Origin of the sequence: Hymenobacter piscis, from assembly GCF_018760735.1 — a bacterium.
GTDB classification, from domain to species: domain Bacteria; phylum Bacteroidota; class Bacteroidia; order Cytophagales; family Hymenobacteraceae; genus Hymenobacter; species Hymenobacter piscis.
The window spans coordinates 152,998-177,926 of the sequence record NZ_JAHHZN010000004.1; the positions used below are offsets into that span (position 1 = coordinate 152,998).

A 24,929-nucleotide genomic window follows, 5' to 3' on the forward strand; every position below is an offset into this window, starting at 1 on the left:
GGCTACCCCCGCAGCTGCTCGCGCCCGAAGCCGCCGCGCTCCACCACCTGCTCCACGAACAGGGCCTTGCCCGGCACCCGCAGCAGCGCCTGATGCAGCTCCGCCGGCACGCCAGTGTAGCGCACCAGCCCGCCGTGGCGATACTCAATTTCCAGGGTTTGCGTAGCCGGGTCATAGCCCACGGCTTTCAGGGAAGTGGAACGGATAGGGCGGCGGAGCATAGTAGAAAAGTGCTGTCGGCAGACAGGTTGCTATAATATTTGTTTTACCAAGTATATATCGAACTCATCGTTATAAAGCACACGACGTTTCTTTATAATCAAGGTATCGGCATCCAAGCGCGTAGCAGAGTGACGGAATAATTGACCATACGTAAGAGTGTCGGCAAGTGGCCTACGGCGCCCGTTGACGCGATGCCATCTGTTGCTGGTTTCATGCACTGTACGGATAGAGGAAAGAAGTATGCGTTGTTTACGCATCTCATAATACCCAGAATCATGCACCGAATAGCCAGCATGCGTCCATTCATCATAGGTGTAAATATTTGGCCCGAGTAATACGAGTGACGTATAGATTTCTCGTCCTACCCCTCCCTTGTATGAAATAGGATAAGCTGCACGAATTACGGGTGTTGGCCATGCACAAAAGGCGATGGTCAGGATGGTGCTAATAATGTTGAGGAAGAAAAACTGCATTTCTCTAAAAATCCAAGGCTCATAAAATTTCCTACGCCGCCGGTTTCTTCCTGGGCGCGGCCACCTTCTTGCCGGCCACGGGGGCGGCGAGCTTGCCGGGGTTGTCGGCCAGGAACTTGCCCCAGCTTTTGCCGCCGGCTTTCACGTTGTTGCCCTTCTGGTAGTGGTGGCAGAGGGCCACGCCTAGGGCATCAGTAGCATCGAGGAACTTGCTGGCCTCCTCGATGGGGGGCAGCGTGAGCGTCTGGCGCAGCATGTGGGCCACCTGCTCCTTGGTGGCGTTGCCCGAGCCGGTAACCGACTGCTTGACCTTGGTGGGGGCGTACTCCACGTACGGAATCTGGCGGGAGAGGCAGGCGGCAATGGCCACGCCCTGGGCCCGGCCCAGCTTGAGCATGCTCTGCACGTTCACCCCGAAAAACGGGGCTTCAATGGCCAGCTCATCGGGCAGGTACTCGTCAATCAGCTCCAGCATCCGCTCGAAAATCCGCTTGAGCTTGAGGGCGTGGTTGTTGCCGATTTTCTTCATGTCGATGACGTCGTAGCAGAGCACGGTCACCTTCTGGCCCCGCACCTCAATCACGGCGTAGCCCATCACCGACGTGCCGGGGTCGACGCCCATAATCACTTTGGGCAGCAGTTCGGAAGAGGAGGCGAGGGGAAGAATCATTTTTTAAAGCTGGTAGCGGGAAGCTAGTAGCTGTTGGCTTTTGGTGGGCGGCCAGTAGAATATCAGGCGTGCTGAATAAAGAATACGAGTCCGTATCCGGAGCCGGCAGCATTCCAAAGCTAGTGTTTTACTTGTTAGCTTCGCCTGAAAAAAGGCGGACAGTCCGCCGCAAATAGCCATCAACGCCCGCATGCTGCCACCCCAAAGCTACGCCCAAACTCCTGAACCTGCCTCAGCTTCGGCCCGGCGCGGGGGCTGGGTGGTAGCGGGCAAGCTGGCCATCACCCTGCTCACGCTGGGCCTGCTCTGGCACTCGGTGGTGGCCGATGCCGCCACGGCCGCCGCCTGGCGGGGGCTGCTGGCGCGCAGCCTGGGCGGGCAGGGGCGGGGCCCGGTGCTGGCGGCCCTGCTGCTGATGCCCCTCAACTGGGGGCTGGAGGCCTGGAAGTGGTGGCGGCTGGCCCGGCACCTGGAGCCCGTCTCGTTCCGGCGCAGCTTCCGGGCGGTGCTGGTGGGCCTCACCCTGGGCTTCGTGACCCCCAACCGGGTGGGCGACTACGCCGGCCGCATCATGGAGCTTAAAAGTCGGCGGCTCGATGCGCTGGGGGCCGTGTTCCTGGGGCGCTACTGCCAGCTGGTGGCCACGGTGGCGGCCGGCACGGTGGGGCTGCTCTACTTCCTGGTACGCTTCTACCTGCCCGGCTACCCGGCCGCCCAGCTCGGGCTGCTGGTGCTCACGGTGCTCATCAACCTGCTGGTGCTGCTGCCCCTCTACCACTCCGAGCTGCTGGTGGCGGCGGTGCGGGCCGTGAAGCCGCTGCGCCGGTTTACGCCCTACCTGGCCGTGATGCCCACCTACCCGGCCCGCCTGCTAACGGATGTGCTGCTGATTTCGGGCCTGCGCTACCTGGTTTTCGGGGCCCAGTTCGGGTTGCTGCTGCTGGCCTACGGGGTGCGCGCCCCGCTGGGGCCGGCGGCGGCGGCCGTAGCGGGTACCTTCCTGCTCAAGTCGCTGGTGCCTTCGCTCAACGCCCTGGCCGACGTGGGCGTGCGGGAGTTGTCGGCCACCCACCTGTTCGGGCTGCTGGGCCAGCCGGTGCTGCCGGTGCTCAGCGCCAGCCTGAGCTTGTGGGTGCTCAATATTGCCGTGCCCAGCGCCCTGGGGCTGGTATTTGTGCTCCGCCTGAAAGTGCTGCGGAAGAAGAAAAGTAGCCGCCCGGCCCCGGCCGAAAATCCGCAACTCCCGGCCGCATGAGCAGCGCCTGGGGATTGTTGCTGCTGGCCTTCACGGCCCTCTACGCCGCCCAAATGGGGCGCTACCGCCGCGCCTGGCAGCGGCTGCCGGCGCCCACGCTACCGGCTGATGTGCCGCCCGCGCCGCCTGCCCGCGCTGCCGTGGCCGCGGAATCCGCCGCCCCGCGCTTCTCGGTGCTGGTGGCCGCCCGCAACGAGGCCGCCAACCTGCCCCACCTGCTCCGCGACCTGGCCCGGCAGACCCTGCCCGCCGCCGAGTTCGAGGTCCTCATCACCGACGACCACTCCACCGACGATACGCTGGCCCTGCTCACCGCCGCCACTAAAAACAGCCCCTTTCCCTTGCGGGTCATCAATCTGGCCGATGGGACGGAAGCCGGCACCGGCAAGAAAGCGGCGTTGCAGGCAGCCCTGGGCCGGGCCCGGGCGGAGTGGATCATCTGCACTGATGCCGACTGCCGCGTGGGGCCCGACTGGCTCCGCAGCTACGCCGCCTTGCTAACTCAGGAAGGCCCGGCGGTACGCTTCGTGAGCGGGCCGGTGCTGCTGACGGGGCCGGATACGGTGCTCCAGACCTTGTCGGGGCTGGAGTTTGCCGGGCTGGTGGGCACGGGCGGGGCGGGCATCGGGGCCGGCACGCCCACCATGTGCAACGGGGCCAACCTGGCCTACCACCGCGCCGCCTTCGCGGCCGTGGCCGGCTACGCGGGCAACGACCACCTGGCCAGCGGCGACGATGAATTCCTGCTTCACAAGCTCCACGCCGCGTTTCCGGGCAGCATTCGGTTCCTGAAGCACCCGGCGGCGCTGGTACGTACGGCGGGCCCCGCCACGCTGGCGGCCCTGCTGCGGCAGCGGGTGCGCTGGGCCAGCAAGTGGCGGCACTACCGGCACCCGGCCTCCCAGCGGCTGGCCGTGCTGGTGCTGCTGGCCAACGTGGCCCCGGCCGTCGGCCTGCTCGCCGCGCCCTGGCAGTCGGCCCTGCTGCCCTGGGCGGTAGCCGCCACCGGGCTCAAGCTGGGTGCCGATGCGTGGTTTCTGGCCCCGGTGCTACGGTTTCTGGGCCGCTCCCGCTGGCTGAAGTGGGTGCCGGTGCTCCAGCTGGCCTACGCGCCCTACGCCCTGCTGGTGGGCCTGGCCGGCCTGCGCGGCGGCTACGAGTGGAAGGGCCGGCGGGTAGGAGGGAAGTAAGTAACGGTGGCGGTGGCGGTGGCACGGACTTCAGTCCGTAGCCCGCTGGGCAGTATAGTTTCAATCGGGCTACGGACTGAAGTCCGTGCCACCGCCACCGACGACCATACAAACCCCAAAAACCCCTTGCGTTTACCGCGTTTGGGGGCGTACTTCATAGGATACTTATAAACCCTTATCCAATGAGTAAGAATCTGCTGGAAATCGTGATGCCCGCCAGCCTGACGGTGGTGGCCGGGGCCATTGGCTTGTGTTTGGTAATGCTGGGCGGTGAGTTGACCGGTACGCAGGTTTTTGAGAAAGCGCAGCCTTTGTCACTTGCCGATGATGTAGTAGAAATGGCTCCGTTTGCCGATTCCGTTTCGATGAAGGCTGTAGCTTTGTCGGAAGAACAATCCGCTTCGGTAGCCGCCGGGAATGCCCTGTTCAAAGGCAACTGCGCCCAGTGCCACGCCGCGAATGAGGTGATAGTAGGCCCCGCCCTGGCCGGAGTGCGGAAGCGGCGGCCGGAATCCTGGCTGCGGGCCTGGGTCCGGAACTCCAGCAAACTGGTGGCCAGCGGCGACGAGTACGCCGTCAAAATCTTCAACCAGTATCAAAAGCAGCAGATGCCCAGCTTCCAGCTCTCGGATGAGGAAATCAGCCAGATCCTCGACTACGTGGAAACCTACGAGACTCGGGCTACGGATGTAGTTGTAGTGGTTGATTGAATGTCCGCTGCGTTCCTTGGCGCATCCCTGCGCGAACCACTGCGGGAAACCTCCTCCGAACGGCTACCTTTGCCCTGAACCCGCGCCCCAACCCGTGACCGACGCTGAATTTGACATCCTCGACGAACTCTACTTCGTCACCCCCTTCGCCGAGCTGAGCAAAAAAACCGGCCTTTCGGCCCCCGTGCTCACCGAAAACCTGCGCCGCCTGCTGGAAGTGGGCTACGTGCGCAGCTTCTGGCCCGACCCCGACACCGAGCTGGCTTACGAGGAAAGCTCCTTCGGGGCCCTAGTGGGTGACTGCCACTTTCTGGCCTCCAAGGAAGGGCTGCTCCAGCACAACACCCGCTGAATGGCCGTTGCCGCGCCCGCTGCCCCTCCCGCGCTGCCGCCGGCCCGGCCGCCGGGCTACTACGTGCGCCAGCGCCTGCTGCGCAACATGCCCGCCATGCTCGGGCTGGGCTTTATCGTGCTCTGCACCCTGGTGGCCGTGCTCGGCTACTGGGTGATGCCCGATAACTCACCCTCGGCCAACAACGGTCTGGTCCAGCTCCAGAAGGAAGCGCCCGGCTTCCGGGCCACCATCCTACGCCTGCCCCGACCCGACTCCATCCGCGGGGCCGATAACCCGCTCCTGACCTGGTGGCAGGGCCGGGCTCCGCGCTTCCGCGAGGTGCCCATTGCCAGCTATGAAATCCGGGGCGACTCGCTCATTACCCGGCCCTACCAGAACCACTCGGCTTTGGCCGACCGGCGCCAGGCCTACGCCCTGAGCGCCGTGGCCGGCCAGCCCGGTTCGGCCGCCGCGCTGGCCCCGCTGGCTCGCCAGAACATCATTGAGCGCACCTACTGGCTGGGTACCGACAAGGCCGGGCGCGACGAGCTGAGCCGCCTGCTGCTGGGTACCCGCGTGAGCCTGGGTATCGGGCTGGTGGCGGTGCTGATTTCGGTGCTGCTGGGCATGCTGGTGGGGGCCGTGGCCGGCTACGTGGGCGGCTGGGTCGATTCGGTGCTGCTGGGGCTGATGACGGTGGTGTGGAGCATTCCGGGCATTATGCTCGTCATTGCCATTTCCCTGGCCCTCGACAGCAAGGGCGTCTGGACCTCGTTCGTGGCCGTGGGCCTGACCATGTGGGTGGACGTGGCCCGGGTGGTGCGGGGCCAGATGCTGAGTCTGCGCTCGGCTACCTTCGTGGAAGCCGGCCGGGTGCTGGGCCTGCCCCAGGACCGCCTGATTGCCCGCCACCTGCTGCCCAACATGACCGGCCCGCTGATTGTGCTGGCCACGAGTAATTTTGCGGCGGCCATTCTGCTGGAAGCCGGTCTGAGTTTCTTAGGTTTGGGGGTGCAGCCCCCGGCGCCCTCCTGGGGCCTGATGGTCAACGAGGGATTTCAGCTCCTGGGCACCGCGGCCGGCCTCTGGCTCACGCTGCTGCCCGGCCTGGCCATCAGCCTGCTGGTGCTCAGCTTCAACCTGCTCGGCAACGGCCTGCGCGACGCCTACGACCCCAAAACGCCGTTGGCGTGAGGTGAGATGGTGAAATAGTGAGCTGGTGAGTTGATGTTTGGCCGGCGCTGATGGCAACAGTGTCCTCCTCCAGTCAACCGCTAATTTTCCGTCACCGTTTCTGATTTTACCCTCGCGCCAGCAGCCCATCCGAACATCAAACTCACCATTTCACCATCTCACCACTTCACCGATGTCGACCATTACTCCCGAGAAACGGTTATTTCTGAAAGAGCGGGAGCTGGGCGCGCTGCTGGAAATCACCCAGGCCATCAACCAGGAGCTGCCGGAGGCCGCGCTTTACAAGATTTTTCAGTTTACCCTGCTCGGCCAGCTCAACATCCGGCGGCTGGTGCTTTACGTGAAGGAGGAAGGGGCATGGGAGTGCACCGTCTCGTTCGGAGCGGGCCTTTCCGACTTCCGCCGCGTGGCGCTGCCCGACAGCATTGCCGACCGCAGCACCGCCGAGCCCTACCGCCTGCGCGACCTGCCCGGCCTGAGCGCCGCCTGGGACAACCTGGAAATCGTGATTCCGGTGGTGCGCAACGGCGTGGTGCTGGCCCAGGTCATCATCGGCAACGTGAACGACGACTACGCGGGCGAGGAAGCCACCAAGTTTCTGCAGACGCTGAGCAATATTCTGGTGGGCGCCATCGAGAACCGGCGCCTGGGCCGGCAGCGGGTGGCTTCGGCGGCCATGCGCAAGGAAATCGAAATTGCCCGCGAGGTGCAGACCATGCTCTTCCCGCGCACCCTGCCCAACGACGCCTGCGTGGCCGTGCACGCCAGCTACGTGCCCCACACGGCCGTGGGCGGCGACTACTACGACGTGGTGGAGCTCGACGCCGACCGGTTTCTGTTCTGCGTGGCCGACGTGTCGGGCAAGGGCGTGGCGGCCTCGCTGCTCATGTCCAACTTCCAGGCCGGGCTGCGCACCCTGCTGCGCCAGAAGGTGGACCTGGCCACCGTGGCCCAGGAGCTCAACAACCTCATCTTCCGCAATGCCGGTGGCGACAAGTTCATCACCGTGTTCTTCGGCCTCTATGACCGCCGCAGCCGGGAACTGAGCTACGTCAACGCCGGCCACAACGACCCCATGCTCATCCCCGATGCGGGCCCCGTGCTGCCCCTTAAGGAGGGCACCATCATGCTGGGCGTCATGGACGAGCTGCCCATGCTCAAGGTCGGCCGCCTCACGGTGCCCCCGCGCAGCCTGCTGCTGGCCTACACCGACGGCCTGACGGAAGTCTTTGATGCCCAGCAGAACGAGTTCGGGGAAGAAGGCGTGCTCGAGGTGCTGCGCCACACCCGCTACGCCCCTCTGCGTACCGTGCACAGCGAGCTGCTGCGCGAAATCACGGCCTTCGACCGCTCCGGCTCCGGCTTCGCCGACGACGTGACCATCCTCAGCTGCCGGTTTAAGTGAGAAGTGAAATAGTGAGGTGGTGAAATGGTGAGTTGATGTTCGGTAGGTCCTGACTGCGCCACTTGCGCCAAACAGGATGCCCGAACATCAACTCACCATTTCACCACCTCACTATTTCACTGTATTCTCCTCCCGCACCCAGGTGCCCACGCGGATGAGCAGGGCCAGGTTGATGAAAAAGAAGGAGCCGATTTTGTCCACTTCGACCAGCTCATTGAGCAGCAGGTGGAACACGATGATGACGAAGCTCAGGCCGCTGGCCAGCAACACGTAGCGGGGCGGGGTACCGGGCCGGGTGCGGTGGTAGAGGGTTTCGATGGTGATAAAGGCCGCGCCCACCAGCGCGACAAACAGCAGCATGCCCGGAAAGCCCTGCTCGGCCAGCAGCAGCAGGAAGTAGTTGTGGGTAGTAGAGCGTTCGGGGTTGTCACTCACGTAGGTACGGAAGCTGCGCACCGTGTAGCGCTTGTATTCGGGGTAGAAGGTGCTCGGGCCGCTGCCCACCAGGGGCTTGTCGGCGGCCATGCGGCTGGCGGCCACCCAGCGGTACACCCGCTCCATGCCCGACACGTCTTCCAGCTTGTAGGTGGCCTCCAGGTGCTTTTCGAAGTTCTCGCCGTTGAAAATCGTTTTCTCGAAATCCGGGGCGTAGAGCATGAAGTTGTTCTGGCTCAGAAAGTAGGTAGCGCCCGCCAGCGCGGCCACCAGCACGCCCGCCAGCAGCAGGCGCGTCTGCCGCAGCCGGATAACTCCGTAATACAGCCCGGCTACCGGCACGGAGAGCACCGAGGCCCGGGTGTAGGAGGTGAGCAGGCCCAGCAGCATAAGGCCCAGGGCCAGACCCCAGGCCAGCTTCGGCAGGCCCCGGGTGCTGCGCAGGCGGTAGAAGGCAAACGGCAGCAGCAACGCCAGCACCGTGGCGTAAATCACGTGGTTGCGGTAGAAGTCGTGCAAGGCCCACTGCACCTCGTTGAAGGCGAAGCCCCGGCTGGCGTGCCGGGCCACAATCACCACCACCGTCACGCAGGTCCCGGCCGTGTAGAGCGCGGCCACCCGCCACACGTCGGCCGGGCGGCGTAGCAGCAGCAGCGTGCCCAGCACGAAGGGCATCAGGTACCAGCCCTTGGCCAGCAGAAACTTAACGGATTTGGTGCTGTCAACCGAAAACAGGCTCGACACTACGGCCCAGAACAGCGTGAGCAGCAGCAGGACAATAAGCGGGTGCTGCAACTCCCGGGCGGCCAAACGGTGCCGGCCGATGAGCAGGCTGGCCCCCACGCAGCCGGTGAGCACCAGCATCAGGGGCTCGGAGGGTACGTCGAGGCTCAGGCTGCCCACTCCAATTTCGCGGGCGAAGGGCAGGGTCAGAAAGAACAGGAAGTACACCAGTCGCCAGTCGGTGAGCAGCAGCAGCCCGCCCAGCACCAGTACCACCGGCAGCAGGAGCACCACCGAAGACGTAACAGCCAGCAGCGTGCCGCCCAGCAGCAGCAGGCCCATTACGCCTACAAACACGCGCTGCGCCGGTTCCCGGGGCAGCCAGCGGCGCAGCTGCTCCACTACGCTCACGCCCGTGCCCCGCCGAGCGACCGGCGTTGGGTGCGCTGATAGAGCTCCAGCAGGGTGATGAGCACCAGCGCCACGGCCAGCGTCACTACCATCGAGCCCACCACAATCAGCCAGCGGATAGGCTTGCTTTTGCGGGTGGCCGGGTAGGCCTTCTGCACCAGGTAGAGCGAGGAAATCTTGCCCTTAAGCGTCAGGTCGGCCGTTTCGTAATCGCCCCGGGCTTTCACCAGGCGCTCCTGCAAATCAGTGAGGCGGGCGGCAAACATGGTCAGCGAGTCGGAGCCCTGCACGTAGCGCGCCAGGTTGAGCAGGTTTTCCCCTTCCTCGTCGGTCAGGCCGCGCAGGGCCCGGCGCAGGCCGGCGGCCTGGCTGCGGTTGCCGCTGCCTTCGGCCTGGCGCAGGGCACTTTCGAGGCGCACAATTTCGCGGCTCATGTAGCGCGATTCCTCCTCGAGGCCGTAAATGCCGTAGCGCCGCCGGGCCTGCACCAGCTGCTGGCGGGAACGCTCAAACTCGGTGCGCAGGAAGTCGTAGCGCTGGCGGTAGAGGCCGAGTACGCTGCGGCGGTTCTCGAGCGTAAGCTGCTGGTTGATGGAGTCGATGACCTCCACCAGGCGGTTAGCCAGACGGGCCGCCAGCTGCTTATCCGGGTCCTGGAAGGTCAGCTCGATGGCGTCGCGCTCGTTGTGCACGATGCTCAGGTTGGAGCTGAATTCGTAGAGCACCGCGTTATCGGCCGCATCGTCGCCGGGCTGCCCGGCCTCGTAGTGCCGGTACAGGTCGAATTCGCGGATGAGCAGCTCGGCTACCGGCTGGGCCTGGCCGATGGTGATGATGCGGTCCAGGTCTTCACTGCGCCCGCCCAGCTCCAGCTTGCCGCCGTTCACGAGGCGGTCGGGGTCGGTACTTTCGGGGTTGGTGGGGAAGAAAACGGCCGTCGATTTGTAGATGTTGGGCAGCCACAGCGCCACGGCCACGCTGATGGCGCCGGCCAGGCCCACGGCCAGCAACACCAGATTTTTCCACCGACGAACAATGGGCCAGAGCCCTAATAAGGAATACGCTTGATCCGACATACGAGCAACGGGCCGGCCAGTCCGAAGGAAGGAAAGGAAGGAGAGCGGACTGGCGGCGGGCAAAGATAGGGGGAAAATGCGGTCCGGGAGGGGAGCGGAAGCCTGGTCCGGCCCGACGGGTTTTTGCGTAGTTTTGCCCCCAGTAGTCCGGTGGCCCGTACCGGCCGGGCTGCCTTCCGCCCGCTCAACTCCCCGCTGATATCAAACGCTTCTTCGGAAATATCGGGTTTGTGGTCCTGCTCAACCTGCTCATTAAGCCCGGCTGGGTAGTGCTGGAGAATGTAGTGCAGGACCGCCTGGGCCACGAGCTGTTCGGCACCTTCACGGCCGTGCTCACGCTGGCCACCATTGTGGCGGCCGTGTCCGATCTGGGCACTACCCAGCTCAGCACCAAGCGCCTAGCCGCGTCGGCCAGCTACTTCCCCGATTTCTTCCCGACGCTGCTGCCCCTGCGGGCCGGGCTGGGGGGCGGGTTTCTGGCGCTTACCGTAGGTCTGGGCTGGCTGCTGGGCTACCGCAACTACTGGCTGCTGGTGCTGGCGGCGGTGGCGGCCGGGCTGCTGTTTACCCACTACACCCAGTTTCTGCGGGGTGTGCTCCAGGCCCACCAACGCTTTACTACCGACGCCGTGCTTTCGGTGCTGGAGCGGGTGCTGCTGCTGGGCCTGGTGCTGGCGCTGCTGCCGCTGGGCCTCACGCTGGAGCGGTTCGTGGCCGCGCGGGTAGTGGCGGGACTGTTCACGCTGCTGCTGCTCGGGAGCCTTATCCGGCGCTTCTACGGACGGCTGCGCCTGCGCCCGCGCTGGCCGCTGGCCCGCCAGGTGCTGCGCGAAAGCCTGCCGCTGGCGCTCATTACGCTGGTTTACGGCCTCAATGAGCGGGTAGACATGTTGATGCTGGAGCGGCTGGTATCGGCCCGCGAGGCCAGCTACTACGCCGCCGCCTACCGCTGGGTTGATGCCGTGATGATGTACCTCTGGACGGTACTGCCCCTGTTCTTTGCCAAGTTCGCCCGGGCCACGGGCCAGTCCGGGGAGCAGCAGCAGCTGCTCTGGTTCGGCCAGCGGGTTGTGACGGTGCCGCTGCTGCTGGTGGTGGCCTTCGGACTGTTCCGGGGCGAGCTGCTCTTCTTCCAGTTCGGCCACAGCACCCCGGCCGAAATCGGTTACATGACCCGCTGCCTGCAGCTGCTGTTTCTCAACGTGCTGGTGCACGGCTTCTTCGCTATCTACAGCACCCTGCTTACCAGCACCGACCACGAAAAGCCCGTTTCCTGGCTGGTAACGGGGAGTATCGTCCTCAACGTGGGGCTCAATTTCTGGCTCATGCCCCGCTACGGCGCCCTGGCCGGGGCGGCCAACACGCTGCTGTGCGCCGTAGTTGTGTCGGGGGGCTACCTGTGGCTGGTACCGCGCCGCACCGGTGTGACGCTGCCGGTACGCCTGCTGGGCCAACTGGCCCTGACCTTCGCAGGGCTGTGCGCCGGCTGGTACGTTCTGCGTACTTCCGCCGGGCTGCCCTGGTGGCTGGAAACCGCCCTGGCCGCCGTCTGGCTGCTGGCCTTGGTATTCGCGCTGGGGGTAGTGCGCGTACGTGAGGTCCGGGCCGTGCTGCGCCGCCGTGCTGCGCACTGAATCTGCGGCAAAATCAGGTAGGCAGCGCCACGTTTTACATCTTCTCCGAGCCCCCAAGCCCCCAAGCCCCCAAGCCCCATGCACATTGCCGTTAACGTCCGCTTTCTGCTGCCCGGCGATAAGCTGGAGGGCATCGGGCGCTTTACCCTCGAAACCGTGCGGGAGCTGGTGCGCCAGCAGCCGGAGCATACGTTCCACTTCCTTTTTGATCGGGCGTTTGATGAGCGGTACCGGCTGGGTCCCAACGTAGTGCCCCACGTGCTGAGTCCGCCGGCCCGGCACCCGCTGCTGTGGGTGGCCTGGTTCGAGGGGGCCGTGGCCCGCTGGCTGGCCCGCCACCGTCCGGCCGTTTTTCTAAGCCCCGACGGCTTCACCACGCTGCGCACCCGGGTCCCCCGCGTGACGGTGCTCCACGACCTGGCCTTCGAGCATTTTCCCCGGGACGTGGACCGGCTGGTGCTGGCCTACTACCGCTACTTCACACCCCGTTTCGCCCGGGCCTCGGCGCGGCTGGTGGCCGTGTCGAAAGCCACCAGGCAGGACATCACGGCCCGCTACGGCACCGACCCGGCCAAAATCAGCGTGGTGTACAATGCCGTGGATGCCCACTTCCGGCCCCGGCCGCCGCAGGTGCAGCAGGCGACCCGGGAGCGGTACGCAGCGGGCCGGGCGTACTTTCTGTTTGTGGGCGCCCTGCAGCCGCGCAAGAATCTGGTCAACCTGCTCCGGGCCTTCGACGCGTTCAAGACGGCCACCAACGCCCCCACGAAGCTGCTGGTGGTGGGGCGCACGGCCTGGAAAGCCGGTCCCATCTTCGACGTGTACCAGCAGCTTACCCACCGCCACGACGTGCACCTGACCGGCCGCGTTACCGATGTCGAGTTGGTGGAGCTTTACGCCGCGGCCCTGGCCACCTGCTACGTGCCCTATTTTGAGGGTTTCGGCATTCCCATCATTGAGGCCCAGGCCAGCGGCTCGCCCGTCATCACGGCCAACTGCAGCTCCCTGCCCGAAGTAGCCGGCGGCGCGGCCTGCCTCGTCGACCCGTTTGCGGTGGACTCCATCAGCGCCGGCCTCACCCGGGTGCATGAGTCGGCCGATTACCGCCGGGAATTAGTGGAACGTGGCCACCGCAACGTGCAGCGCTTCAGCTGGGCCGAAAGCGCCCGGCAGCTCTGGCAGGAAATCGAGCGGGCGGCTGAAATGCGTGAATGAGTGAAGTGGGGAATGAGTGAAGTGGGAAGTGCGTGAATAAGTGAACGTCCTGCTGAGCGCAGCCGTAGCCGGAGGCGAAACCGACGCAGCTCTACCACCGCCATAGTAATCCTGCCGGCTGCAACAAAAACAGAAGAGCTGCTTCAACTTCGCTCAGCATGACGTTCGTACTTTTACTCACTACTCACTACTCACTACTCACTACTCAGTTTGCACTTACACCGCCTGCCGGGGCTGGTGCGGGGGCTGTTTCCGGACTGCCTCTGGAGCCTGCCCGCCACCGACCCGCCTACGCTTTACCTGACCTTCGACGACGGCCCGATTCCGGAGGAAACGCCCTTCGTGCTGGAGCAGCTGGCCCGCCACGGGGCGCGGGGTACGTTTTTCTGCGTGGGCGAGAACCTGGAGCGCCACCCCGACGTGGCCCGGCGGGTGCTGGCCGAAGGGCACCGGCTGGCCAACCACACCTACCACCACCTCAGCGGCTGGCGCCACGCCCGCCCCACCTACCTGGCCGATGTAGCCCGCTGCCAGACGGTGCTCCAAGAACTGCAGCCCGAGGCGCGGCCCCTGCTGCGCCCGCCCTACGGCCGCCTCACGCCCGGTCTGGCCCGCGCCCTGCACCCTACTCATCAGGTGGTGATGTGGGACCTGCTCACCTGCGACTATGACCGGGATTACGCCCCCGCCGAGTGCCTGGCCACCGCCATCCGGCTCACCCGGCCCGGCAGCATCGTTGTGTTCCACGACAGCCTCAAGGCCAGCCCCAACCTGCGCTACGTGCTGCCCCGCTACCTCGACCACTTCGCCGGTTTAGGCTACCGGTTCGCAGCGCTGTAAGGCGGGGGAGTTGTTGGTTGTTAGTTGCCAGTTGCCAGTTGTCAGTTGCCAATTGTCAGAAAGAACGTCATTCCGAGCGGAGCGAGGAATCTCGTGTGCTGACGTTGAACTGCCATGACAACATCAGCACGCGAGATTCCTCGCTTCACTGGGACTGACGTACTTTCTGACAACTAACAACTAACAACTAACAACCGACAACCACAACATGCTCCTCTTCGCGCTTTACTTCACGGGATGGTTCACGCTGCTGGCGGTGGCAGTGCTGGTGCTGGCCCGGGGAGGAGGGGAGCCGGCGCCGCCGCTGCCGCCCGGGCCGTTGCCGCGGGTAAGCATCCTGATTGCGGCCCGCAACGAGGCAGCGGCCATCGGCCGCTGTTTGCTCGCCATCCGGGCCCTCAACTACCCCGCTGAACTGGTGGAAGTGCTGCTCGGCAACGACGGCTCCGAGGACGCCACGGCGGCCGTGGCGGCGGCGGCTATGCAGGGGTACGGGGGCACGTTCCGGGTGTTGGAAATTCAGGAGAACCTCGGCGCCGCCCGGGGCAAGGCCAACGTGCTGGCCCACCTCGCCCGGGCCGCTACCACCGACTACTACTGTATTACCGACGCCGATATTGCCGTGCCCGCCACCTGGCTTCAGGGCCTGCTGGCTTACCTGGCTCCGGGCGTGGGCAGCGTCACGGGCCTGACGCTGGTGACGGGCCCGCGCCTGTTCCACCGCCTCCAGGGCCTCGACTGGCTGCTTTCCCTGGGATTGGTGCAGGTGGTCACGGACCTGGGCCGGCCCGTGACGGCCATGGGCAACAACATGCTGGTTACCCGGGCGGCCTACGAGGCTACCGGCGGCTACGAGGCCCTGCCGTTTTCCGTGACCGAGGATTTTGAGTTGTTCAAGGTCCTGATGGTCCGAGGTTTCGGCAGCCGCAACCTGTTCCGGGCTGAGGTGCTGGCCGAGTCGCTGCCCCAGTACCGCTGGCGGGGGCTGCTGCACCAGCGGCGGCGCTGGCTGCGCGGGGTGGAGCAGCTGCCCGGCTGGCTGCAGGCGTGTCTGGCGCTCTACGGGTCGTTTTACCTGGTGCTGCTGGCGCTGGCCGGGGTGGCGGGCCCCGGGGCGGCGCTGGCGGTGTGGGCGGCCAAGCTGGTGGTGCAGGGGGCGCTGGCCGGGGTGTGCTTCCGGCGGGTAGGCCGCCGTCCGCCCCTGGCGTTGCTGCCGCTGTTCGAGCTCTACACCCTGGGGCTTTCCGTCAGCCTGGTGCTGTTTCGGCTGCTACCCCTGCCCTTCGAGTGGAAGGGCCGGCGCTACCGGTAAATAATCGATTGTTTTTTAAGCGTTCCGGCTTCCGTCTGCGAGGGCCGGAGCGGCCTGCAGGAGCCCGGTTGCGTGTGCCCTAAGCGTATGGGTTGATTCGGGCAGGCGGAGGATAAAGGCTGTTTGCGTGGTGTGAGGGTGGTTTTTGCTGGCTGCGGAGCTTACATTTGGATACCCCACCACCTACTTCCCACCGCGTTTCGCGTTTTTTTATGTTCCCATCTTATTCCCGGGCCGCCCTGCTGGCGGCCGCCCTGTTCTGCGCCTCCTGTCAGGCCTCCTCCTCTTCCTCCGAAACTGCGGCGGCCGACTCGCCCGCCGCCGCGGACGTCAACCGCCAACAGGCGCTGCTGGCCAATGAGGCCAAGATTGACGCGCTGCTGGCCAAGCTGACGCTGGAGGAGAAAATTGCCATGATTCACGCCAATTCCTCCTTCACCTCGGGCGGCGTACCCCGCCTCAACATCCCGGAGCTGGTTACCTCCGACGGCCCCCACGGGGTGCGCGTGGAGCACGGCCGCGACTGGGAGGTGGACAAGGACGTGAACGACGCCGGCACTTACCTGCCCACCGGCAACACCCTGGCTTCCACCTGGAACCCCGAGCTGGGCTACGCCTTCGGGGCAGTGCTGGGCAGCGAGGCCGCCTTCCGGGGCAAGGACGTAATTCTGGGCCCCGGCATCAACATCATCCGCACGCCCCTCAACGGCCGCAACTTCGAGTACCTGAGCGAGGACCCCTACCTGGTGTCGAAGATGGTGGTGGGCTACATCCGCGGGGTGCAGGACCAGGGCGTGTCGGCCTGCGTGAAGCACTTCGCGGCCAACAACCAGGAGGAGCACCGCAACGACATCGACGTGAACATGAGCGAGCGGGCGTTGCGCGAAATCTATCTGCCCGGCTTCCAGGCGGCCGTGCAGCAAGGCGGCGTGAACACGCTCATGGGCTCCTACAACAAGTTCCGGGGCCAGTACGCCACCCACAACGCCTACCTGATGAACGACATCCTGAAGGGTGAATGGGGGTTCAAAGGGTTGGTTATCAGTGACTGGGGCTCGGTGCACGACACCCAGCAGGGCCTGCGCAACGGCACCGACCTGGAAATGGGCACCGACCTGTCGCTGATGTACAATACCGTCGACCAGACGGCCAGTGCCGGCATGCCGGCCCTCACCCCGACCCTCTACGACCGGTTCTTCTTCGGCACCGCCGCCCTGGAAGCCGTGAAGAAAGACCCCGCCCTGGTGCCGATGCTCGACGACAAGGTGCGCCGCATCCTGCGCGTGATGTACGCCACCAACATGCTGGACGGGGCCAAGCGCAAGGCCGGTGCCTACAACGCGGCTGAGCACCAGGCCACGGCCCTTAAGGTGGCCGAGGAAGGCATTGTGCTGCTCAAGAACGAGGGCAACCTGCTGCCCCTGAGCAAATCCACCAAGACCTTCGCCGTTATCGGAGCCAACGCCACCCGGCCCAACTCCATGGGCGGGGGCAGCTCCCAGGTGAAGGCCAAGTACGAAATTACGCCCCTCATGGGCCTGCAAAAGGCCCTCGGCCCCAGCGCCCGGATCAACTACGTGCCCGGCTACACCATTGCCCGGGGCCAGCAGGCCGACGCCCAGCAGATTGCCCAGGCCGTAGCTGCCGCCAAGGCCGCCGACGTGACCATCCTGGTGGGCGGCACCACCCACGGCTACGATTACAAGGTGTGGAGCGACAACGCCTACGATGCCGAGGGCTACGACAAACCCGACATGAAGTTGCCCTTCGGCCAGGATGAGCTGATCAGCGCTGTGTTGGCGGCTCAGCCCAACACCGTGGTGGTGCTCCTGGGCGGCGGGGCCGTCGATGTATCGGCCTGGGCTGGCAAGGCCCGCGGCATTGTGGAGGCCTGGTACCCGGGCATGGAGGGCGGCACCGCCCTGGCCCACGTGCTGCTGGGCGACGTGAACCCCTCGGGCAAGCTGCCCTTCACCTTCCCCGTGAAGCTCGAAGACGCGCCCGCCCACAAGCTCGGCGAGTACCCCAGCACCCCCGGCAACCCCCTCCAGCAGACGTATAAGGACGATATCTGGGTGGGTTACCGCTACTTCGACACTTACAAGGTGGCCCCCCAGTTTGCCTTTGGCCACGGCCTGAGCTACACCAGCTTCGAGTACGGCAAGCTGAACGTGAAGCCCGGCTCCCGCAACGCCACCGTCACGCTCGCGGTGCGCAACACCGGCAAGGTGGCCGGGGCCGAAGTAGTTCAGCTCTACGTCCACGACGACCAGGCCAGCCTCAAGCGCCCCGAGAAGGAGCTCAAGGCCTTCCAGAAGGTCTTTCTTAAGCCCGGCGAATCCAAAACCGTTACCCTCACCCTCGGTCCCGACGCCTTCCGCTACTACGATGAGGGCCAGAAGCAGTGGATTCTGGAGCCCGGCCGCTTCACCCTGCTCGCCGGCTCCTCCAGCCGCGACATCCGCCAGCAGGGCACCGTGGAGCTGTAGGGTTTGAGCGACTCAGGAACCGGGCAACCGGGGGACTGAATTGATATGCTGTCATCCTGAGCGAAGCGAAGGACCTTGTCCCGCCAAAACGAGTAGTCTTGACTATTCCGGCGGAATAAGGTCCTTCGCTCCGCTCAGGATGACAGTATCTTTGTGGCCCAATCCCCCAGTTCCTAAGTCCCCCAGTCCCTCACAATGACCTTCTCCGATTCCCACGCCCACGTGTACTCGCCCCAGTTCAAGCCCGACCAGGACGAGATGCTGCAGCGGGCCTATGAACACGGCATCGAAACCATCTTCATGCCCAACATCGACCACGACAGCATCGAGGCCATGCTCGACGTGGAGGCGCGCTACCCCAGCCAATGCTTTGCCATGATGGGCCTGCATCCCTGCCACGTGACGCGCAACCTGCAACGGGAGCTGTACGAGGTGGAGGAATGGCTCAGCCGCCGGCCCTTCGCGGCGGTGGGGGAGTGCGGCATTGATCTGTACTGGGACAAAACCCTGCTCGCCGAGCAGCAGGAGGCCCTGCGGGTGCAGGTGGCGCTGGCCAAACAGCACCACCTGCCCCTGGTGCTGCACACCCGCGACGCCTTCCGCGAAACAGCCGACATCATCGCCGAGGCCCAGGACGGCACCCTGCGGGGCGTGTTCCACTGCTTCTCGGGCACGCCCGCCGAGGCCGAGGAGGTCGTGCGCCTGGGCTTCAAGCTGGGCATCGGGGGCGTGGCCACGTTCAAAAACGGCGGCCTTGATAAGGTGCTGCCCGGCCTGGGGCTGGAGCATGTGCTGCTGGAAACCGACTGCCCCTACCTGGCCCCCGTGCCCCACCGCGGCAAGCGCAACGAGCCCGCCTACGTGCCCCTGGTGGCCCGCCGGGTAGCCGAGCTGCTGGATATTTCGGTGGAAGAAGTAGCCCAGGCCACTACCCGCAACACGCTGGCCCTGTTTGGAGAAGCGGGGGTTAGGTAACAGGTGATGGGGTGAGGAGGTGAGGAGGTGAGGAAAGAACTGTCATCCTGAGCGGAGCGAAGGATCTTATCACGTTGCAACTAGTCGTTGGTGCGGCCGTTTCGGCGTGATAGGATCCTTCGCCACATGCTCAGGATGACAGTTCTTTCCTCACCTCCTCACCCCATCACCTCCTCACCCTATCACCTCCTCACCCCATCACCTCCTCACCCCATCACCTCCTCACCCCATCACCTGTTACCTTAGCAGCTCCACCCCAACCCCTGTCCGACCGTGTCTGCTACGCTGCCTGCTGCCCCCGAAACCTCCATTCTCGTGATTTACACCGGCGGCACCGCCGGCATGGCCTATAACAAGCGCGGTGAGCTGGTGCCGATGAAGTTCGAGCAGATCCGGCGCAAGATGCCCGAGCTGGGCCAGCTCAACATGCAGGTGGACGTGACCAACCTGGGCGAGCCCATTGACTCGAGCAACGTAACCACTGCCGACTGGCGGCGCATGGCCGCCCTCATTGCCGAAAACTACGCCCGCTACGACGGCTTCGTGGTGCTCCACGGTACCGATACCATGGCCTACTCGGCGGCGGCCCTGAGCTTTCTGCTCGAAAACCTGGGCAAAACGGTGGTCTTTACCGGGGCCCAGGTGCCCGTGGGCCGCATCCGCACCGATGCCCGCCGCAACCTGGTAACGGCCCTGGAAATGGCCGCTGCCCGCCACCCCGCCACCGGGGCCGTGCGCGTGCCCGAAGTCTGCCTGTTCTTCAACGACCTGCTGATCCGGGGCAACCGGGCCAAAAAGGTGGAAAGTCAGCAGTACGCGGCCTTCCGCAGCGAAAACTACCCGCCCCTGGCCCGGGCCGGCATCGAGCTTACCTTCCACGACCGGCAGATCCGACCCCTGCCCGCCGCCGCCCTGCGCGTGCACGAGCACCTGGACGAGCGCGTAACGGTGCTGCGCCTGTTCCCGGGCCTGACCGAGCGCATGGTGCGCGCCCAGCTGGAAGTGGACGACCTGCGCGGCTGCGTGCTCGAAACCTACGGCTCGGGCAACGCGCCCACCACGCCCTGGTTTCTGCGCTGCCTGCGCGAAGCCGCCGACCGGGGCGTGCTGCTGCTCAACGTGAGCCAGTGCGAGGAGGGCCGGGTACTGCAGGGTCGCTACGAAACCAGCGCCTATTTGTCGGAAATCGGGATTGTGGGGGGGGAGGATATCACGGTGGAAGCGGCCATCACCAAGCTCATGTTCGTGCTGGGAATCAGCGAGAACCCGGCCCAGGCCCGCCACCTGCTCGGCCAGAACCTGCGGGGAGAAATCTCGCCCCTCTGAGGTTTTGGACCGGCGGGGCTTGCGTATCCCGAAAATCGGGTGTTATTTTGCGCCACCTAACCGCAGCCCGGCTGCGCACCCAGAGAGGTGTCCGAGTGGTTGAAGGAGCACGCCTGGAAAGTGTGTATGGGTCTAAAGCTCATCGTGGGTTCGAATCCCATCCTCTCTGCAAGAAAGCCCGTTTCTGAGTCAGAAACGGGCTTTCTGTTTCTTCAGGGTACGCGTAGGGAGCGGGTTGGCTCAGAAAAAGAGCTGTAGAGATGCAGCACTTCGCGTCGCAGCGTTAAATGGCGGGCCCGGCCCCGGTTTGCTTGCTGCGCGAAGCCTCGGGGAGCGGGAGAGACTTCGCCGGAGTCGGGGGGCGGGCCGGGGGGCGCCAACTGCCCCGACAACCGCTTACTCCACCACCAAGCGGCCAGCGTAGGGCTGGTTCTGGGCGTCGAGGGCGCGCAGGAGGTAGAGGCCCGGAGTAAGGTCCTGAAGGGAGAGGATGGCATCGGGGGGGAGGTGGGGGGTGCGCACAAGGCGGCCCAGGCCGTCCAGGATTTGTACGGGGTGTCCGGTGGGTAGGCCGCTGAGGTGCACTTGGCCACGGGCCGGGTTGGGGGCGAGGTGCAGAGCCAGCGGCCGGGCAGAACCGGTGCCGAGCATAGCATTGCCCAGGCGGGCCACGAAGGTTTCAGAAGAACGGGTGGTGGTGAGGGCGAGGGAGCCGAAAGTGGCCGCCCAAGCGAAACTGCCGGTTACGAACAGGTCGCCGTTGGCGGCGGCCCCGAGGTAGTAGCCGTTGTCGTTGCCGGGGCCACCGGCCTGCTGAACCCAGCGGAACTGCCCCTGGGGGGAATAAGCGGCTACCAGCACGTCGACCCCGCCAGCGCTGGTAAGGGTTTGGGTACCCATGGTAACGCGTTGCTCGAAATAGCCCGTTACGTAGGGGGCTCCGGCGGCATCCAGGGTCAGGCCCGAGAGCTTATCGAAGCCGGGGCCGCCCAGGGGCCGGGCCCACTCCACGGTGCCGGTGGCATCGTACTTAAGCAGCAGCCCGTCGGCGCTGCCGGCGTTGGGCAGGGTAACGCTGCCGGCCGTGACGGACCCAAATGACAGACCGGCCACGTACAGGTTGCCGGCGGTATCGGTAGCCGTCTGGCTTACTTCGTCGCGGGCGGGGCTCCCGAACTGGCGGGCCCATTGCAGGGTGCCGTCGGGAGCGTAACGAAGCACGGCCACGTCGGTATCGCCGGTGCTGGTGAGGGGGGTGGTAGTGGGCAGCAGCAGGCTCTGCTCGAAGCGGTTGAGCACGTACACCTGCCCGGTGGGGGAGGCTGTTATCAGAGGATTAAAATAAGACAGGCTGCCCGTGGTGGGAACCGGGTAGGTGAAGGCGGTGGTCAGGGCTTCCAGGGCGCCGGTAGCGGCCGTGAAGCGCGCTACGTAGCCAGCCTGTAGGCTTAGGAGGCCGGTTGGCTCGCCGATGGTGGTAGGGCCGATAGTGAGGGCCCGCGTCAGGAGTCCGGTGACGTACACGTGGCCGGCGGCATCGAGGGCAATGCCCGTGCCCCTGGCGGATTCGTTATTGTTGGCGCTGGTGCTTTGCTGCACCCATTCAGGCTGGCCCTGGGACGAGTAGCGGATGCAGTAGAGTTTGCGGCCGGTGGTGGTGCCGCCCTCCAGCTTCAGGTTGTTGCCCAGGTCCACGGAGCCGGTGAAGTAGCCCGTCAGATAGGCGTTGCCAGCCGCGTCGAGGGCAACGGCGTAGGCGTAGTCGGCCCCGGGGGAGGCCAGTTGCCGCACCCAGAGTACGGTGCCGTCGGAGGCGTATTTGGCCAGGAAGCCATCGGTGCTGCCCTGGCTGGTGAGGGTGGTACCGCCCACGGTAGTGGAGCCGGAGAACGTACCGGCTTCGTAGAGGTTGCCCGCGGCATCGACGGCAGCGTTGCCCACGGCACTGCTGCCCGACCCCACAGCCCGGGCGCTGGTCCAGGCAGGGGGGGCGGTTTGGGCAGTAGCGGCGGCGGCAGTCAGCAGCAGCCCGGAGAGGGCAGCGGTCAGGCGGCGGGGGAGGGTAAGCGTGTTCACGATAGGAAAAAGTAAGAAAAAGGAAAGTATAGGGGGATTTCGGGGGAGGGTAGTACTTCGCGTACGCGCCGTCGTGGGTGGGGACGGGGTTAGCCCAGCGGGTCGCAGAAGACTAGCAGGAAGAGGCCGTAGTTGGCGTGCGCCGCGTCGCCGGCTGATTTCCAGCGGGCTTCAAATTCAGGGTAAGTCAAGGAAGATAGAAACCAGGTAGCGGAACGGGCGGGGAAGATAGGGAGCTTCGGTTGTATTACGATGGTTTAAAAGCTGGTTGCGTGCAGAGCCGCAAAATCTTGCGTCTCTGCCCCAGTACAGTATCTGAAGACTACCGTACGACTCCCGGCGGAAACGCTGAGAATTTGCTGCTGAAAGCAGCCAAAGGACTTTTCTCGCGTATGGTCGTTACAGAGTGCTACCCTCTTTCCATACCCGCATGACTTTCTCCTTCCGCATCTACCCGGCCCTGATGCTGGGTCTGCTGGCCACGGCGGCCTGTAATCAAGAAATGAACAAACAACCCGCTGCCGCCGATGCTTCGGCAACGCCCGCCGTGGCACCCGCCACCATGCCCCTGCAGGGCCTGCGCTGGGAACTGCGCGAGCTGGCCGGCGAGCCGGCCCCGCAAACGGAAAAAATGCCGTTTCTGCTGTTGCAGAACGACCGGGCCGAGGGTGAGGCGGCCTGCAACGGTTTCGCCGGGCCGTTCGAGCTGGGCGCTGGCCGTCAGCTGCGGCTGGGGCCTTTGATGAGCACCCGCATGGCCTGCCCCGACCTGGCCGTGGAAACCCGCTTTATGCAGGCCCTGCGCGATACCCGCCACTACCGCATCAGCGCCAATATGCTGAGTCTGTTCGGGGCCGATACCCTGGGCACCCCGCTGGCCCGCCTGGCTACCGTGGGCGGGAAGTAAGCCATCTGCACTGATCATCTGCCTTGGGCGGGCAACTGCTGTTACGCCCCGTGTTGCCGCCGGCCGCTGGCACTTCCAACGGTGGCCGACAACGCGGGACACGGCGCGAGCGTACGTGTGAAGTACCGTGATTCGGCCCCGGCTGTCCCGCCCGGTACCGGGCGGAGCCAAACCATCAGTCCGGCACCAGGTTGCTTGCTTTCACCCCCTCATTATTCCTGCCCCTTCCATGACCGAACCTATCACCCCCGATACTCCCGCCGGCGGCCCGGGCAAGCCTGCCAACGACGGCTCCCGCCGCACTTTCATGAAGCAGGCTGGCGGCATCCTGGGGCTGGCCCTGGCCCCTCCTTTCCTCAGCCAGGCCGAGCGCCTGACAGCCCTTTCCCGCAAAGTGGAAGGGGTTTCGGCCCTGAGCCTGAAGGTGAATGGCACCGTCCGTACCATTCAGGCCGAACCCCGCGTCACCCTGCTCGATGCCCTGCGTGAGTACCTCGACCTGACCGGCTCCAAGAAAGGCTGCGACCACGGCCAGTGCGGGGCCTGCACGGTGCTGGTGGATGGCCGCCGCGTGAACAGCTGCCTGACCCTGGCCGTGATGACTCAGGGCAAGGAAATTACCACCATCGAGGGCCTGGCCAAGGGCGAGGAGCTGCACCCCATGCAGGCCGCCTTCCTCAAGCACGATGGGTTCCAGTGCGGCTACTGCACCCCCGGCCAGATTATGTCGGGCGTGGCCTGCGTGCAGGAAGGGCACGCCGGCTCCGAGGCCGAGGTGCGCGAGTGGATGAGCGGCAACCTGTGCCGCTGCAGTGCCTACCCCAACATCACGGCCGCCATTCTGGAGGCGGCCAAGAGTAGTTAGTATGGAGTACTGGGTATTGAGTCGATGACTGGAATGCCGTGGAGGCGAAATCGATTCTTCGACGCGAAATACCCTACTACTGACGTCAGCCTGCTAGCCGAAGCAGCCCGACGATTCATCAATACGAAGTACTCACTACTCAACACTGCACAGATGAATAACTTTTCCTACTACCAGGCCGACAAGGCCAAGGACGCCACCTCCGCCAAGCGGGCCGATAAATCGGCCGCTTTTATTGCCGGCGGCACCACCCTGCTGGATCTGATGAAGCTCAACGTGGAAAACCACGACCAGCTCATCGACGTGAACACGCTGCCCTTCCGGGGCGTGGAAATGACCAAGAACGGCCTGCGCATCGGGGCCCTGGAGCGCATGAGCGACGTGGGCGAGCACCCGCTGGTGGTGAAGAACTTCCCAGCCGTGTCGCAGTCGCTGCTGCTGGCGGCCTCGGCCCAGCTGCGCAACATGGCCAGCATCGGGGGCAACATTCTGCAGCGCACCCGCTGCGGCTACTTCCGCGACACGGCGTTTCCCTGCAACAAGCGCGAGCCCGGCACTGGCTGCCCCGCCCTCGAGGGTGACCACCGCAACCTGGCCATCCTGGGCACGAGCGAGGCCTGCATTGCCACCAGCTACCCCGGCGACCTGTCAGTGGCCCTCACCGCCCTCGACGCCGTGCTGACCCTGGAAAACGCCAAGGGCAAGCAACGCGAGGTACCCATCACCAGGTTCTACCTGCTGCCCGGCTCCACGCCTCAGAAGGAAACGGTGCTCGAAGACGATGAGCTGCTAGTGGCCGTGACCATTCCGCAGACCGTGGCGGCCCAGAAGTCTTTGTACCTGAAAGTGCGCGAGCGGACTTCCTACGCCTACGCGCTGGCTTCGGCCGCCGTGGGCCTGGAGGTGCAGGGCGGCATTATCCGGGCGGCCAAAGTGGCCCTGGGGGGCGTGGGCACCCAGCCCTGGCGCTCCCCCGAGGCCGAAAAGATGCTGGTGGGTAAAGCTCCCTCCGAGGCCGTGTTCCGGGCTGCCGCCGAAGCGGCCCTGCGCGGGGCCAAGCCCCGGGAGCACAATGCCTTCAAGGTGGAAATGGCCCAAAATACGCTGGTGCGGGCTTTAAGTGAAGTGGCCGCCTAACTTATTTCTCGCAGAGGGCCGCAGAAGGAGGCGCAGCGGTTGACCAGAAAACCTG

General features: G+C 65.1%; 22 protein-coding genes and 1 tRNA gene. 17 read left to right on the top strand and 6 right to left on the bottom strand.

Going from position 1 to position 24,929, the window contains the following annotated elements; genetic code table 11:
• Window positions 1–2 precede the first annotated feature (2 nt).
• Genes KLP40_RS06255 through ruvC form a run of 3 tightly spaced genes read right to left on the bottom strand, consistent with a single transcriptional unit; the run spans window position 3 to window position 1,365 of the window.
• Complete coding sequence (locus KLP40_RS06255) at window positions 3–221, bottom strand: KTSC domain-containing protein (protein WP_119656118.1); 219 nt, start codon at window positions 219–221, stop codon at window positions 3–5.
• 30 nt (window positions 222–251) lie between these two features.
• Window positions 252–695 (bottom strand): hypothetical protein, encoded by a 444-nt coding sequence (locus tag KLP40_RS06260; protein WP_215592909.1) that lies wholly within the window; start codon window positions 693–695, stop codon window positions 252–254.
• A gap of 31 nt (window positions 696–726) precedes the next feature.
• Window positions 727–1,365, bottom strand: a complete 639-nt coding sequence (ruvC, locus tag KLP40_RS06265; protein WP_215592910.1) for a crossover junction endodeoxyribonuclease RuvC — start codon at window positions 1,363–1,365, stop codon at window positions 727–729.
• 190 nt (window positions 1,366–1,555) lie between these two features.
• Here ruvC and KLP40_RS06270 point away from each other — a divergent pair, with 190 nt between their 5' ends.
• The 6 genes from KLP40_RS06270 to KLP40_RS06295 all read left to right on the top strand — a co-directional run bounded on the left by KLP40_RS06270 (window position 1,556) and on the right by KLP40_RS06295 (window position 7,453).
• The gene (locus KLP40_RS06270; RefSeq protein WP_215592911.1) at window positions 1,556–2,620 is read left to right on the top strand and encodes a lysylphosphatidylglycerol synthase transmembrane domain-containing protein; all 1,065 of its coding nucleotides are present in this window, start codon (window positions 1,556–1,558) and stop codon (window positions 2,618–2,620) included.
• On the top strand, window positions 2,617–3,810 hold the full coding sequence (locus KLP40_RS06275; RefSeq protein WP_215592912.1) for a glycosyltransferase: 1,194 nt from the start codon (window positions 2,617–2,619) through the stop codon (window positions 3,808–3,810). The genes KLP40_RS06270 and KLP40_RS06275 overlap by 4 nt, the downstream gene beginning before the upstream one ends.
• 182 nt (window positions 3,811–3,992) lie before the next feature.
• Window positions 3,993–4,520 carry a c-type cytochrome gene (locus KLP40_RS06280; protein ID WP_246558669.1) on the top strand — a complete coding sequence of 176 codons (528 nt, stop codon included), beginning with the start codon at window positions 3,993–3,995 and terminating at the stop codon, window positions 4,518–4,520.
• A 94-nt stretch (window positions 4,521–4,614) separates the two neighbouring features.
• Window positions 4,615–4,872 (top strand): MarR family transcriptional regulator, encoded by a 258-nt coding sequence (locus tag KLP40_RS06285; RefSeq protein WP_215592913.1) that lies wholly within the window; start codon window positions 4,615–4,617, stop codon window positions 4,870–4,872.
• On the top strand, window positions 4,873–6,048 hold the full coding sequence (locus tag KLP40_RS06290) for an ABC transporter permease (RefSeq protein WP_215592915.1): 1,176 nt from the start codon (window positions 4,873–4,875) through the stop codon (window positions 6,046–6,048).
• Between the two features lie 172 nt (window positions 6,049–6,220).
• Window positions 6,221–7,453, top strand: a complete 1,233-nt coding sequence (locus KLP40_RS06295; protein WP_215592916.1) for a PP2C family protein-serine/threonine phosphatase — start codon at window positions 6,221–6,223, stop codon at window positions 7,451–7,453.
• Between the two features lie 111 nt (window positions 7,454–7,564).
• Here the strand turns inward: KLP40_RS06295 and KLP40_RS21530 are convergent, their stop codons facing one another.
• Entirely contained in the window at window positions 7,565–9,022 is a 1,458-nt protein-coding gene (locus KLP40_RS21530) for an O-antigen ligase family protein (protein ID WP_215592917.1), read from the bottom strand.
• Window positions 9,019–10,098 carry a GumC domain-containing protein gene (locus tag KLP40_RS06305; protein WP_215592918.1) on the bottom strand — a complete coding sequence of 360 codons (1,080 nt, stop codon included), beginning with the start codon at window positions 10,096–10,098 and terminating at the stop codon, window positions 9,019–9,021. Before KLP40_RS06305 ends, KLP40_RS21530 begins: the two co-directional genes overlap by 4 nt.
• 230 nt (window positions 10,099–10,328) lie before the next feature.
• Here KLP40_RS06305 and KLP40_RS06310 point away from each other — a divergent pair, with 230 nt between their 5' ends.
• From KLP40_RS06310 to KLP40_RS06345, 8 genes are all read left to right on the top strand, one after another.
• A complete protein-coding gene (locus KLP40_RS06310) occupies window positions 10,329–11,732 on the top strand; it encodes an oligosaccharide flippase family protein (protein ID WP_215592919.1) in 1,404 nt (467 codons plus the stop codon).
• A gap of 78 nt (window positions 11,733–11,810) precedes the next feature.
• Window positions 11,811–12,947 carry a glycosyltransferase family 4 protein gene (locus KLP40_RS06315; protein ID WP_215592920.1) on the top strand — a complete coding sequence of 379 codons (1,137 nt, stop codon included), beginning with the start codon at window positions 11,811–11,813 and terminating at the stop codon, window positions 12,945–12,947.
• A 210-nt stretch (window positions 12,948–13,157) separates the two neighbouring features.
• Window positions 13,158–13,787, top strand: coding sequence for a polysaccharide deacetylase family protein (locus tag KLP40_RS06320; RefSeq protein WP_246558671.1), 630 nt, complete (start codon window positions 13,158–13,160; stop codon window positions 13,785–13,787).
• A 208-nt stretch (window positions 13,788–13,995) separates the two neighbouring features.
• On the top strand, window positions 13,996–15,099 hold the full coding sequence (locus KLP40_RS06325; RefSeq protein ID WP_215592922.1) for a glycosyltransferase: 1,104 nt from the start codon (window positions 13,996–13,998) through the stop codon (window positions 15,097–15,099).
• 212 nt (window positions 15,100–15,311) lie between these two features.
• Complete coding sequence (locus KLP40_RS06330; RefSeq protein ID WP_215592923.1) at window positions 15,312–17,588, top strand: glycoside hydrolase family 3 C-terminal domain-containing protein; 2,277 nt, start codon at window positions 15,312–15,314, stop codon at window positions 17,586–17,588.
• A gap of 195 nt (window positions 17,589–17,783) precedes the next feature.
• Window positions 17,784–18,563, top strand: a complete 780-nt coding sequence (locus KLP40_RS06335) for a TatD family hydrolase (protein ID WP_215592924.1) — start codon at window positions 17,784–17,786, stop codon at window positions 18,561–18,563.
• Window positions 18,564–18,836: 273 nt separating this feature from the next.
• A complete protein-coding gene (locus KLP40_RS06340) occupies window positions 18,837–19,889 on the top strand; it encodes an asparaginase (protein ID WP_317196754.1) in 1,053 nt (350 codons plus the stop codon).
• A gap of 81 nt (window positions 19,890–19,970) precedes the next feature.
• Window positions 19,971–20,058, top strand: a tRNA-Ser gene (locus tag KLP40_RS06345).
• Between the two features lie 227 nt (window positions 20,059–20,285).
• On the opposite strand, the gene KLP40_RS06350 is transcribed toward KLP40_RS06345, so the two are convergent.
• Window positions 20,286–21,965 (bottom strand): SBBP repeat-containing protein, encoded by a 1,680-nt coding sequence (locus KLP40_RS06350; RefSeq protein ID WP_215592925.1) that lies wholly within the window; start codon window positions 21,963–21,965, stop codon window positions 20,286–20,288.
• Window positions 21,966–22,395: 430 nt separating this feature from the next.
• Between KLP40_RS06350 and KLP40_RS06355 the strand changes: the two genes are divergently transcribed.
• From KLP40_RS06355 to KLP40_RS06365, 3 genes are all read left to right on the top strand, one after another.
• Window positions 22,396–22,872 carry an META domain-containing protein gene (locus KLP40_RS06355; protein WP_215592926.1) on the top strand — a complete coding sequence of 159 codons (477 nt, stop codon included), beginning with the start codon at window positions 22,396–22,398 and terminating at the stop codon, window positions 22,870–22,872.
• Between the two features lie 229 nt (window positions 22,873–23,101).
• On the top strand, window positions 23,102–23,737 hold the full coding sequence (locus KLP40_RS06360; RefSeq protein ID WP_215592927.1) for a (2Fe-2S)-binding protein: 636 nt from the start codon (window positions 23,102–23,104) through the stop codon (window positions 23,735–23,737).
• Window positions 23,738–23,890: 153 nt separating this feature from the next.
• Window positions 23,891–24,874, top strand: coding sequence for an FAD binding domain-containing protein (locus KLP40_RS06365; RefSeq protein WP_215592928.1), 984 nt, complete (start codon window positions 23,891–23,893; stop codon window positions 24,872–24,874).
• Window positions 24,875–24,929 lie beyond the last annotated feature (55 nt).